Origin of the sequence: Streptococcus intermedius SK54 = ATCC 27335, assembly GCF_000413475.1 — a bacterium.
GTDB lineage: Bacteria > Bacillota > Bacilli > Lactobacillales > Streptococcaceae > Streptococcus > Streptococcus intermedius.
Genome location: NZ_ATFK01000006.1, coordinates 163,731 through 177,160, shown reverse-complemented (window position 1 = coordinate 177,160; position 13,430 = coordinate 163,731). Strand labels below are relative to the sequence as shown.

Genomic DNA, 13,430 nt, shown 5'->3' with positions numbered 1-13,430 from the left:
AAGTATAGCAAGCTCCTATTAACTATCTGTAAGGAGAAGTTAAAATTTTTCTTAAATAGAAATTATCATTTCATTATGTTAAAGAAAAATAATGAAATATCGGCAATATTTCTTTTTTACTATAATATTATTCACAAAAAACACATATTACTTAATCCTCCCTGCTCATTCTATTTATACTGCTAACAAATAGAGCCACTCTTTAGCAACAAAATCCTAGACTTCCCATCCATAACTCACTATGTTAAATAGCAAACCTATTTCCACTATTTATCTCAGCCTCTACAAGCAAGTAATTGACCGTCAATCCTTTATATTAGCATTTTCTGTTCAGCTAGATGAACGCCTGATTGAACGAAAATTAAGCAGTCAAAATATTTCCAAGCAAGCATTTGAAACTACTCTTAAATAATTTTGGGAAGCTTTGACCTTGCCGGCTGTTATCGAAATAAAACGTACAGAAAAAGAAGAAAATTAATCTGTTGTTATTATAATCTAACTGCCTGCTATATTGAGAAATAATCGAGGTTGAAGAAAAATTCCGTTTCTAGTCAAAATTAAATAATAAAAAAACTTAAAATCAAGTTAACGTTGATTTTAAGTTTTTTTATTTAGGAAGTTTTTCCTAGCCTCGATTATTTCTCTTTACGCCAATGTAAGTTTATATTTTGATCCCTTATTCCTACCTATCATTATGGTTACCATTAAGGAGAAACATTACATCTAGCTATCATAACATTATAACAAAAGAGAAAAAATAAAATCTATCACTTTTTAAAAGAAATTTTATATTAAACAGGTTTAATAAGCCTAAATAATTTACTCACTTCTTTAAAAACAATGCCTAAAACTACTACAAGAAATGTTATATAAACTACTATTGCCATTTCGTTTCTTATACATAAATTGATTCCCATAAAAATAAGTGAAATCAGAAAATCTAAAACTATCGTAAACGCAAAGCCGCTTCCAACAAGTTTACGAATGTAATATTCCACACAAAAGGATCTACAAGAGTAAATAAATGGTAAAATAAAGAATAAAAGCATACTATTATTTAATAGTAATAAAAGACTGCAGGATATTAGCGTTAAAAAAACTGTAAAAAGATTAATCCACATCAAAAAGTCTTCTCTTCTAAAAATCTTAAGATAGGTATTATAGAGTAAAGCCATCTTACTTTCGAAAAGAATAATAGGAAAAATAAAAACCATATAGGAAATAGCCCCTTGATAATTTGGAAGCCAGTAATTTATAAACCACGCAAGGGGATAATATAAAATTAAAACCACACCTAACAATAAAGACAATAATTCAGTTGTAGGTTGATAAAGTTTTTTTAAAAGATTTTCATCGACTTTTACGAGAGAAGGTAAAGACACAAATCCAACCGAATTAATCAATGTAATAACTAAATTAGCAAAACTTACAACTAAAGATACTTTACTAAATGCTACAACTCCCCAGTAAAATTCAATAAAGAATCTTGGAATTCCAATTATTAAAAGCCCTGATAGATTAGAGATAACTATTTTTATACCAAGAATCAAATTTAATTTAAATTCTAAGTAAGAGGCCTTACTAAACTTAACTATAAGAAAAATACTATCTGATAATTTATTGAAAATATAAGCAGTAGAAAAAACTTTTGATAAAATATCAATCACCAATAAGGATAGCAAGGAAAGCTTTCCTAAAATAATGAGAAGACCAAATAATACTAAAAAAGTTATTTTTTCAACCACCACAGAAAGGGTATTCTCTTTAAAGTGATGAGTAGCTTGCAAAATATTACACAAAAAATATCGCGGTGTAATTAAAATAGTTGAAATAATCACTGCCCAAAATGTGACAAGTCTGGTAAAGCTCAATTGAAAAAAGAATAGAGCAATAAAACCGATAAAGCCAATAGCAATGTTAATAAACAACAGAAATTGATACTGAAAGCTAATCAACTCTTTTGGTAACTCTGAGTAATCTTTACCACTATATCTGATAAAAGCTCCTTCATTTGTTCCAAATGATAAATACCCCGTATATACCAGATAAAACATATAAAGCTGCCAGTAACCATAATCTTCAATCCCCATAATTTTAGGCAAAAATAACAATATCCCTGTTGAAGTTAACATAGACAATATATTGCCAGATAGAGAATATGACAAATTCCGGATAAACCTTTTCAAATAAACACTCCTATTTTGTATTATGTTTTATATATCGTTTAATCTTTGTTTTCAAATTTTTAAAGCGTAATTTTAAATAATGGTTGGTGAAAGATTGCTTTCGAATATCTTTATAATTTGTAGTCGTAATTTCGTTTAATGGAATCTCCAAGGGTTCAAATCTATTTCCAATAATCTTATATTCTTTACTAGATAGCTCTATAGCTACAGTCATCAATCGTTTTTGTAAATGAATATATGCAAATTCCTGCTTAACAATCTGATCATCTGAGACCTGTATATTAAATACTTTGCCATTACTATAAACAAAAAGATTTTCTTCTTTTATCAGCTGGTGCTTATTGGTTTGAAAATCATAGTCGTGTAGATAAAATCTATTTGCCTTTGTGTAAATATCTGCACCCAATTGATGAGAATAGATTAATTTATTTTCTCTAACAAATTGCCGATTGATGCTATACTCGCCATACTCTTCATCAAATTTCATTCCAACTTCAGTTGAAAAAATAGGAGATTCACCGTTTTGGGGATTAATAAACTTTTTATATAATTTATTATTAGCAAGATCATTTTTTATCAAAGTTAGATGGCCTAAATTAAAAATTTTATCATAATGCTCTTCCATTAACGGAGCAACTAACTTATCCAAATCGCCATAGATACAATCAATATCACAGAAACCCCAGTATTGATAATTTTTAACATAGTCATCAAAAATCTCGCCATATACTGGTCTGTAATCACACAGTTTTTGTGGGTGTGACAACGGATATGAAAAACCCATTTTTTGAGCAATTCGTTCCTTTAAATCTTCAAAACTCATATAAAGGCAAGTTACATTTTGAGGATTTATGAACTTACGTTTATCATCTGTTACGATTAAAAAATCAAAAGACTGTAAATTAGCTATAGAGTTCAAAAATAATTGGTAATAGTTATTAAATTTACCAAAATAAGGAACGATTAATAAACACTTTTTATCTTTCATAACACTTCCTAACCTATCAATTGAAATATATAGTTATACTTAAATAATGGAACGATTAGCTTTTCCCAACCCACTCCAGAAATAGCATAAAATAATATAGAGACACCTATTTCATAAATAATAAATAAAAATGGCAGTACTTTCATATTGAGGAATGTAGGATACGAAAATTCCTTACTATTAGCTAACGCCAAATAATGCAAGGGAAGCAGATTCCGGAAAAGTCGAATAAAATTAGAATTATAGAAATATAGCGGTAATGGAATTCCCGTGTACAAAATTAAGTCTCTACTTAAATTTGATAGCACCGTTTTCTCTCTTCTTTGCATATACCATATAAATATCATAAACAGAATTTGTACAACAATAAATGCTAATGCACTAAAAAGGGAAAGTCTCATGCTATTGTCTGAAAAATACAACGAAACCTTAGCATTGTCAAAAAAGATACCTGCCAAACTAGGAGCAAAATTAATGAGCACTCCACCTGTGACCAGAGTAATGAAAAAGATTGTTTTAGGATTAAACTTTGAAATAAACTTATAAAGTGGATAAAGAAGATAAATCAAATAGGTGCTATGAAATCCAATTGCAAGCAGATTCCAGAAAAAATATCTGATTTTAGAAAACGGTTTATCATCAAATAATTCTGTAAGAGCAATTAGCATCACAGCCATTGCAATATAATTACGTTTTTGAATTCCTAAATCAAACATTGGATAAATCATAAGCATGCTCATTGCCAAAGAAGGTCTCTTAGTATGCTTAAGCATAAACCATGCAATAATAATAGTTGCAATGATAGATGTAATAAGATTTAAATCAAAAAACGAAAATCCTCTCGCAAAAAATAACTGCATCAACCATCTATATATAAATTCACCACCAATGGGAATGGTAGTTGCCTTACCAAAAACTTGAAACATGTAATTATACTCTAACATGTCATATCCTTGATAATTAAACGCAACTAAAGTAAAAATTAAAGATAATTGAATTAAAAAGATTATTTTATTTTTAGGTACAAGAATCCCTAAAATTATAAAAGTGCAGTATAAAAGAAAAGAAATCATTTCTGGCCCCGTTTTAATCGAATATTTTGATATTTTCTTAATAGATAAGAGCAGATTGAAACACCAAATAGTTTAATAGACATCGCTGCCAATCTATATTTCACATCATCTCTATATTGGAGTAAAAAACTATATTGAAGCAACTGATCTTTAAAATTCTTTTGCTCCTCTTTAGATAAATAAGAAAAACTAAGAAGCGTAATAATATATTCATAAGCTAGAAATTTGTAGTAAAAATTTGCATACTCATGATTTTTAATTTTATTCACCCATTTATCAAGGATATATAATAAAGAATTTACATGTTTAACACCTATATTATGTGTTACAGAAAATTTTCTATTTTGACGATAAAAATAATAATTCTTTTTTGAATAATACCCAAAAATTTCAGCTTCTTTCAATACAGATAAAACCCAATCAATATCTTCTGCAACTATTCCTTCTGAAAAATACAAATTATTTTTAACTACAAAATTACGATTAACAAGCTTATTCCATGGAGCTCCTGGAAATTTTGGCAAATCTGCTAGAAATGCCAATACTTCTTTTGGAGACTTGCAATTAATGCAGGTATTTTGATAACCTTCTGCCAAAGGCTCTTGCCAATCTTCTCTGTAATATTTGACTGCATCTAAAAAGATAATATCTTGATTATTTGCAAATTGAATCAAATCACGCAGAACTGATGTAGCAATAAAATCATCCGAATCAAGAAAAAGCAAGTAATCTCCAACAGCTTCGTGAATACCTGTATTTCGAGCAACCGAACTTCCTTGATTTTGTTGATTGATCAGTCTTACTTGAGAGTATTTTTCTTGATATTCTTCACAAATTTTTTGCGAGCCATCTGTCGAACCATCATTTACTAAAATGACTTCCATATCATCTGTTAATTGTGGGGTTACAGAATCTAGGCATTCTTTCAAATATTCCTCTGTATTATAAACTGGAACGATAATACTAAGTTTCATTAATCTTTTACTTTCTCCCTGTTATATATAAACTGCTATTACATTCTATTAAGATAAATCTCTCTCATTTGTGAGTCAACGTAATCACTAGAATACTCTTGAATTTTTTGAAGATTATAGTCTCCGAATGCTATCATATTTTCTTGATGCATAAAACATTTCTCTAAATAATGAACTAAGTCTTCAACATTTCCGCTTTCAAAAAGAAAACCGCCCTTTTCATGAATAACCAAATCATGATTTCCTCTAATATCTGAAGCTAGCACTGGTAATCCTGTCGCCATCGCTTCCATGACAGAGACTGGCAAGCCTTCTCTGAAAGACGGGAATACAAATATATCACTTTCTGCTAACAAACGATGTACGTCGTCTCGATACCCTAATAAACGAACTTGATTTTCTAAACCATATTGCTTTATTAGTTGGGTAAGTTCTTCTTTTAGTGTCCCCTCTCCACAGATATCATACGAGAAACAATCTTTAAATTTTGACTGATGGATTGCTTCAATCACTAAACGGTGATTCTTATTTTTGTTCAACTCACCAATTGAAATTAACTTTAACTTTGTTTGCTTTTTATTTAAATTTACTTTTTTCTTATCTGCATCAAATTTCTTTAAATCAATTCCAACTCCATTAACATAATGAAGACGTTTAGCATGAAAACTTTTTTTTGCCAATTGAAAATCTTCCGAATTAATTGTAATTAGATCATCTGTAAAATAAGAAAAGAACTTTTCAATAGGATAAAATGTGAGCCAATTCTTAATTGAAGCACCTTTAAAAAAATGAAAACCATGGGCAGTGTAAATCAATCTTTTTTGATCATTATTTAAAACGAGAACTCTTGTAATTACTCCACCAACTGGAGAATGAGCATGAATTAATTTTATTCCTTCATCATAAATAATATTTTTAAGCATCTGGTAAGCACCTATATTCTTAAACGAAAAAGGACTGCGGGCAAAATTAATATTAATACAATCAACCCCTTCATCTTCCAACTGTTTAATCAATTTTTGAGCAAGGGTAAATGAAATATTCCCAGGTTTATCAAAATTTGTAGCTACAACAACCTTGTATCCTAATTCTTGCAGTATTTTAATATTATGTAGATTAAATTGAGAAATCATTGATGCTACAGAAGCTACGACCAAAGCTTTATCCAATTATTGCTCCTTTTCAGATAAATAAATTGATTCTTTAAAATCACGAATCTGATACGAAAAAGTATACTCACTCAATTCTTTTTCATAAACTAAATTGCCAAACATTTTTTTAATGTTATCATTAAAAAATGTAAGTGGGATTAAAAAATTAAAAAATTTTGTTAAGTAAATTGATTTTCTATGCTGTAAACCAATTTGTTTTACTAAATCAGCTGTACAAATATATTCTTTATTTTGTGGAAATAAAATCCCATCAATATTGTTCTCAAGCACTTGTAATACAAACTCACATAGATTATCAATATGTAGCATACTTCGCTTATTAATATAATCAGGGAAAATTGGTATTTTTTGTGCTAGTTTTGACAATCTTGCATAGTTCCCTTTAGAACCTGATCCATAAATCATTGGTGGACGAATTATAGCAATTTTAAACGATGGACTTTTCAAAGTTTCTAACTTTATTTCAGCTTGCCATTTACTATCTCCATAAAAATCAGTAGGAGTTGGAGAAGTTTCTCTATCAATAATTCTTTCTTTGTTAGTGCTGTCTCCGTAAACAATTATACTACTCATAAAAATAAATTGTAAAACACCTGATGCTTTTGCTTTTTTTGCTACGGAATAAGTTAAATCGGTATTTATACGATAGTATAAATCTTTCTTACTTTTATCTTTAGAAAAATGGGCTAACCCAGCAACATGAAAGACTGAATCATATCTCGAAAAATCGTGTTCGTGCCAGTTAGAGTTACGCATATCAAGAGTAGTAATTTCATATTCATTTTTAGAAGCTCTTAACCATTTTTCAACAGAAGTACCGATGTAAGAATTAGCACCTGTAATAAGAAGTTTTTTCATTCATTTATTCTCTCTTTTTTCCTGTTCCACCTTCAACTACTCCTTCACTTTTAACAACGCTTTTAATGGTTCCAAAAAAACAGTGAAGATCCAGTAGAAACGACATATGTTTGACATAATAACCATCTAAAGATGCTTTCTCATAGATTGGTAATTCATCTCGACCATTAATTTGTGCCCAACCTGTTAATCCAGGTAATATATCATTGGCCCCATACTTATCACGTTCTTCAATCAAATCATACTGATTCCAAAGCGCTGGTCGGGGTCCAATAATGCTCATATCTCCAACAAAAATATTCCAAATTTGTGGTAGCTCATCGAGTGATGTTTTACGCAAAATTTTTCCAATTTTTGTTATCCATTGCTCAGGATTTGCCAATAAATGTGTAGGAGTATCTTTAGGGGTATCAATGCGCATAGTTCTGAATTTTAAAATATAAAAATATTGTTTATGCAACCCTACCCGCTTTTGTTTAAACAATACCGGGCCTTTAGAATCTAACTTTATTGCCACAATCAAAATAAGAAATACTGGAGATAAAATAAGCATCCCACAAAATGATAAAATAATATCTAAGAATCGTTTAATCGTTTTATACATAATCTCTCTAATTTATTTTTACTGCTGTGCAAATTGCACCAATTTTTCTTTCAGCTCTTGTCCATCAAGATTGGAAATCGAGCAGATAAAAGCGTCCACTTCTTCTTTTGACAAAGCATGAACATTTCCAACAAATATTTTTTCATAGATTTGCTCTGCTTTGCGTTCTTCTGAAGACAGTAATACTTCATACAATTTTTCACCAGGGCGAATACCACTTTCAACAATCTTAATTTCATTTTCAGTGTGACCACTTAGAGTTATCATTTTTTTAGCTAAGTTCAAAATCTTAACAGGTTCTCCCATATCTAATACAAAAATCTCTCCCCCATGCATAAGAGCTCCTGCTTGAATAACCAAACGACTAGCTTCTGGTATTGTCATAAAGTAACGTGTCATACGAAAATCAGTTACTGTGATAGGGCCACCTTTGGCAATTTGTTCTTTAAATAGTGGAACAACACTACCACGGCTCCCCAAAACATTACCGAATCGAACAGCAGCAAAAAGAGTTTTTCCTTCTTCATTCAGACTTGTTACAATCATTTCAGCAACTCGCTTAGTGGCTCCCATAACATTTGGAGGATTGACTGCTTTATCTGTCGAAATCATAACAAACTTAGCAACTCCAGCTGCTTTAGCAGCTTCCGCTACATTTTTTGTGCCATATATGTTGTTCTTGACTGCTTCAGTTGGATTATACTCCATCAAAGGAACGTGTTTATGAGCGGCAGCATGATAAACACGATCTGGATGATAAGTCTCCATCAGTTTAAAAATTCGCTCTCTATCTTGAATATCTGCAATGATTGGAACAATCTCAATGGTGTCCTTGTATTGTGCAAGCAGCTCTTTATGTATCACATAAATAGAATTTTCGCCATGCCCTAAAAGTAACAGCCTTTTAGGAAAGAAGCGAGCAATTTGCCGACATAATTCTGAGCCGATAGAACCTCCAGCTCCTGTCACTAATACGGTCTTGCCTTTGAGATTTGAATTTAAACTTGTTTGATCCAGTTTTACTTCTTTGCGCCCTAATAAATCAGCAATATCAATCTCTCGTAGTTTACTGACACTCAGTTTCCCTGTAACAACTTCTTCATATTTAGGAATAGTGCTAACTTTAGCAGCTGTTTTTTTGCAAAGTTCTAAAAGATGTTCATATTCCTCTGGTTTCAAAGAGGGGATCGCAATAACAATTTGGTTAATTTCATAGTTTGCTACAATTTCTGGGATTTGTTCATCAGATCCAACAACTTTAACACCATGTAAAAAAGAACCTTGTTTTTTTACATCTTTATCGACAATCGCAACGATTTTCAAATCTGGCGAGTCTTTTAGCGCAGTCGTAATAAAAAGATTTCCTCCGTCTCCCGCGCCGACCACTAATGTCCTACGAACATTTAAATTTGTAACTTCTTCGTAATTCACTCCATTCTTTAAGCTATGCCACATTCTCCAAGCTAATCTGATTGATATCGTAAATAGAATAGAAAACATGCAACTAAGCAAAAGAAAACGATAACTAATGATTATGGATAAAAACAATTCCACTAGAGCTGTAATGAGATAAGTTCCCAGTAGAATAAGAGAAATTTTACTTAACGTCTTATAATCTGTGTAACGATTAATAATTGAAAATACACGTGTGATTAAACCTAAAAGAAGGTAAATTACGACAATGGAAGAGAGTGTTTTAAACAGCATATCATTTGATGTCTCTATATACTCAGACAAGAAAAAATAAGCTATATAACCACTTATATATAGTAAAGCGGCATCCACTATCATCAAGATAACTCGTTTTTGTGCTCTCGTTAATTCCATAATGTTTCCTTACTTATCCAAATCCTATTTCTTTCCGTAGTTTCCATAATCTCCATAATTACCATATGAACCATATTTGTCCAATTGAACATCATATTTGTTTAAGACAACTCCCAAAAATGGAGTTGCAGTCTGCTCTAGCTGCTCTTTTGCTTTTTGCAATGCTTTACGTTTCACGTTACCGGCTTCTACAACTAAAAGGCTTGCATCACATTTTTGAGCAATAATGGCTGCATCAATCACAAGCCCAATAGGAGGAGTATCGATAATAATATAGTCATAATGATTTCGTAAAATATCAATCATCATTTCAAAATTCTTGCTTTGAAGAAGTGCAGTAGGATTTGGAGAATTTTGCCCTGCTTCAATCACGAATAATTTTTCAATATTTGTTTCACACAACCCGTTTGATAAATCGGCTGCACCAGCTAAATAATCTGTCAAGCCTGTAATCTTATTACGGGCTTTAAAGGCACCCGACATTGTGGAATTACGGATATCCGCATCAATCAATAAGGTATTATAACCTGAACGAGCAAAAGCGATAGCTAGATTTGTGGAAGTTGTTGATTTCCCCTCACCAGGCTGAACTGAAGTGATTGCAATAACCTTAATATTATCACCACTAAGTTGGACATTGGTTCGCAGAGCATTATAATACTCCTCTGATTTTCTTAATTCTCTGATTTTACTTTTCACTAATTCTAAACTTGGCATTCCTTTTCTCCTATTTTAGCTTATTCATATTCGGAACAACTCCAAGCAGAGTGATTCCCATTACTTCTTCTACATCTTCTGGTTTCTTTATTCTATCATCTAAAACTTCCACAACAATGCTAATAACAGACATAAGCATGCCTCCTGCAAGAAAACCAATCAAAGTATTTCGTTTAATATTTGGAGAGGAAGGTTCTTTTGGTGCTTCTGCTGCTTCTAGCGTCGTAACATCCGCTACTTTTGTTACAGCAATAATCTTCTCTGCCGCAGCTTGACGAACACTATTAGCAATGCGAGCAGCTTCTTCAGCATTACCATCTGAAACAGCAATAGATACAATTCGTGTATCTGTTGGAACAGTAACATTGATTTTTTTAGCCAATTCACTTGGTTGCAGCTTCAATTTCAAATCTGCAATTACTTTAGTCAATACATCTTGAGATAAAATAATTTCTTTATAGTCTTTAACTAAGTATGTCCCAGCTTGTAAATCCTGGTTAAGCGTAGAATTATCGTTTTGCTGACGATTAACAACATAAATACGTGTTGTACTACTATAAGATGGTTTTGCTATAACAGTACTGTAGATTAAAGCGAAAATAGCCATCACAAATGCTGTCACTACAATAATAAACTTTCTTCTCCATAAGGTTTTAATTAATGACAAGATATCAATTTCTACTGCTTGATTACTCTGATTTTTCATTTTTTCTCCTAAATTAATTCATCTTTTAATAATATTTCTTGATTTTTACGAAATAACTGGTCTGCATATGCGTTGCCATATTTGTTAGAAATGATGTGATAGGCTTCCTCCATATAAGGAGGGCGTGGCCCTAAATTATGCATATCACTTGCTACAAAATGGACCAAATCCTGTTCCATAAAGAATTGTGCTCGCTTCTTCATGAATTTATATTTCTCGCCAAATAACTTGGGTTTTAGTACACTGGAGCTATTGATTTGCATATAACAACCCATGTTGATCAAATCCTGCACCTTTTTTACATCGTTTTCCAAACAATGATAGCGCTCAATATGGGCTACAACTGGTGTAATTCCTAAACGCAGAACATTGCTTAACGCGCTGTGGATATCTCTATATGGTGTTATCATACTAAACTCAATTAGAGCATAACTCGTCCCACCTAAAGTTGGAATGATTTTTCTATCAAGTTTTTCTAAGATATCGCTAGTATAATAAATTTCAGCACCATAGAGAATAGTGAGATCATCTGCTACTTCTTTAGCGATTTGCTGAACTTCATGAAAATTCGCCGCAATCTTTTCTTCAGGCGTCTCAAACATACCCTTTCTACGATGAGAAGTCGAAATAATCGTTCGGACTCCTTGGCGATAACTTTCCATCAAAAGCTCTTGCGTGTCTTGACGTGTCTTGGGACCGTCGTCCACATCAAATACAATATGCGAATGAATATCAATCAATCTCATTTACCTTCCATTACTTTCTGAATTGCTGCTTTAGCTGCATTCAAACTATCTTGATTTAATTCCATCATGTAAAGATTCGCATCTGGCATAGCATAAGACGGAAGACCTACTCTTCCCTCTCCGGTAACCGCTTGCGAGCTAACCGTATAACTACCACCAGTTTCTAACTGAGTATTAATGAGATTCATCATCGTTTCAATACTCATGTTGGTTTGAACTGAATCTTGTAATCCTGAAATAATCGCATTATAATTCTTCAAAGCACTTGTGGAAGTCAACTTTTTAATAATTGCCGCAATGACCTTTTCTTGATTTTTACCACGATCGTTATCTCCACCACTTAATGCATAACGCTCTCGAACAAATCCCAATGCTTGTTCTGAATCTAAATGAATATCTCCCGCAGCATAGTGCTTGCCATTTGCAGCAGTAAATTCTTTGTCATTATAAACATCAATACCGCCTAACAAATCTACCAATTTAAGGAAAGAAGTGAAATTCAGTCGAACATAATAGTTTGTTTTGATTCCGTAAAGATTTTCTAACGTGTGAATAGATGCTTCCACACCGTAAATGCCAGCGTGTGTTAATTTATCCTTTTGATTGTTGCCACCATCAGCAATTGGTACGTAAGCATCACGCGGTGTTGTTGTTAACAGTACCTTTTTAGTCTTGCGATTAACTGTCATAATAATATTGACATCTGAACGGGAAACCGATGAAATTGGGCCATAAGTATCAATTCCGCTGACATAAATATTAAAGACATTATTATTTGTTGCTGGTGACTGAGTGTTTGTAATTTTTCTACTAATTTTGTAAGTATAGATTTTTTTGATTTTTGAAGCGTAATCGGGATGCTCGTTTTGGATAACACTTTCAAAAACACTATTTAGAACCATGGCCTTAGCTTCACCATTCATTAAAGAATTATAAGCTGCTAGATAAGAAGAGGATTGAGCAACCGCCAAATTAACTTTCTTAGTTTGGGCTACATTATCTGTCAATGTTTTGATATTATTTGCATCATTTCCCGTTGGTGCTAGAACAGTTTTCACTTGACTGATATCCTTTATATTGCTATTCGCTGGCACCACCACGCTCATTTCATATTCGGAGTAATTTGATGTCGCGTTTAGCCCATTAGACAAATCTAACACTTCTTTAATGGCATATAGAGCACCTGAACTTACTAGAATAGCTAAAAGCAATATAATCGTCGTTGTGACACGCGCTTTATTTTTGAAAATTAAAAAACTAGTTCCTAATGCTACAGCTACTAACAAAGTGGATAGTAAAACATTCAAATATCGAAATGCTAGAATATTATACCGAAACATGAAAAAAACGAGTAAGATTGCTAACAATACAAACACAACTAAGAGAGCAAGGTTAAAGATTCTACCTTGTTTCCTATAACGATGTGACCTCTTTTTTGGCATTATAAACTCCTATGTACATTATCTAACCCATTATAGCATAAAAGAATTAACTTTTAAATAATATTTAAAAATTGCAATCTTTCTGTAAAGTTTCTGCCATCTATCTTATTTTCTAAACATCCAAAAAATAAAAAGCA

At 31.9% G+C, this 13,430-nt stretch carries 13 protein-coding genes; 1 reads left to right on the top strand and 12 read right to left on the bottom strand.

Annotated features, from left to right (window positions below):
- Positions 1 to 241 precede the first annotated feature (241 nt).
- A complete protein-coding gene (locus tag HMPREF1654_RS10085) occupies positions 242 to 412 on the top strand; it encodes a hypothetical protein (RefSeq protein WP_155115201.1) in 171 nt (56 codons plus the stop codon).
- A 379-nt stretch (positions 413 to 791) separates the two neighbouring features.
- Here the strand turns inward: HMPREF1654_RS10085 and HMPREF1654_RS08750 are convergent, their stop codons facing one another.
- From HMPREF1654_RS08750 to cpsA, 12 genes are all read right to left on the bottom strand, one after another.
- Entirely contained in the window at positions 792 to 2,132 is a 1,341-nt protein-coding gene (locus HMPREF1654_RS08750; protein ID WP_231840232.1) for a lipopolysaccharide biosynthesis protein, read from the bottom strand.
- A 64-nt stretch (positions 2,133 to 2,196) separates the two neighbouring features.
- Positions 2,197 to 3,174, bottom strand: coding sequence for a DUF6625 family protein (locus HMPREF1654_RS08745; protein ID WP_003077168.1), 978 nt, complete (start codon positions 3,172 to 3,174; stop codon positions 2,197 to 2,199).
- Positions 3,175 to 3,182: 8 nt separating this feature from the next.
- Complete coding sequence (locus HMPREF1654_RS08740) at positions 3,183 to 4,247, bottom strand: EpsG family protein (protein WP_003075235.1); 1,065 nt, start codon at positions 4,245 to 4,247, stop codon at positions 3,183 to 3,185.
- Entirely contained in the window at positions 4,244 to 5,221 is a 978-nt protein-coding gene (locus HMPREF1654_RS08735; RefSeq protein ID WP_003075237.1) for a glycosyltransferase, read from the bottom strand. The genes HMPREF1654_RS08740 and HMPREF1654_RS08735 overlap by 4 nt, the downstream gene beginning before the upstream one ends.
- A gap of 38 nt (positions 5,222 to 5,259) precedes the next feature.
- A complete protein-coding gene (locus HMPREF1654_RS08730; RefSeq protein WP_003075240.1) occupies positions 5,260 to 6,390 on the bottom strand; it encodes a glycosyltransferase family 4 protein in 1,131 nt (376 codons plus the stop codon).
- Positions 6,391 to 7,251 (bottom strand): NAD-dependent epimerase/dehydratase family protein, encoded by an 861-nt coding sequence (locus HMPREF1654_RS08725; RefSeq protein ID WP_003075242.1) that lies wholly within the window; start codon positions 7,249 to 7,251, stop codon positions 6,391 to 6,393.
- Between the two features lie 4 nt (positions 7,252 to 7,255).
- Positions 7,256 to 7,855: a sugar transferase gene (locus HMPREF1654_RS08720; RefSeq protein WP_003075244.1), complete on the bottom strand. Its 600-nt coding sequence runs from the start codon at positions 7,853 to 7,855 to the stop codon at positions 7,256 to 7,258.
- 18 nt (positions 7,856 to 7,873) lie between these two features.
- Positions 7,874 to 9,682, bottom strand: coding sequence for a polysaccharide biosynthesis protein (locus HMPREF1654_RS08715; RefSeq protein ID WP_003077290.1), 1,809 nt, complete (start codon positions 9,680 to 9,682; stop codon positions 7,874 to 7,876).
- Between the two features lie 24 nt (positions 9,683 to 9,706).
- A complete protein-coding gene (locus HMPREF1654_RS08710) occupies positions 9,707 to 10,399 on the bottom strand; it encodes a tyrosine-protein kinase (RefSeq protein WP_003075248.1) in 693 nt (230 codons plus the stop codon).
- Positions 10,400 to 10,409: 10 nt separating this feature from the next.
- Positions 10,410 to 11,105, bottom strand: coding sequence for a Wzz/FepE/Etk N-terminal domain-containing protein (locus tag HMPREF1654_RS08705; RefSeq protein WP_003075250.1), 696 nt, complete (start codon positions 11,103 to 11,105; stop codon positions 10,410 to 10,412).
- An 8-nt stretch (positions 11,106 to 11,113) separates the two neighbouring features.
- Complete coding sequence (cps4B, locus tag HMPREF1654_RS08700; protein ID WP_037589490.1) at positions 11,114 to 11,845, bottom strand: capsular polysaccharide biosynthesis protein Cps4B; 732 nt, start codon at positions 11,843 to 11,845, stop codon at positions 11,114 to 11,116.
- A gap of 2 nt (positions 11,846 to 11,847) precedes the next feature.
- Entirely contained in the window at positions 11,848 to 13,293 is a 1,446-nt protein-coding gene (gene cpsA, locus HMPREF1654_RS08695; RefSeq protein ID WP_003077281.1) for an LCP family glycopolymer transferase CpsA, read from the bottom strand.
- Positions 13,294 to 13,430: the final 137 nt, after the last annotated feature.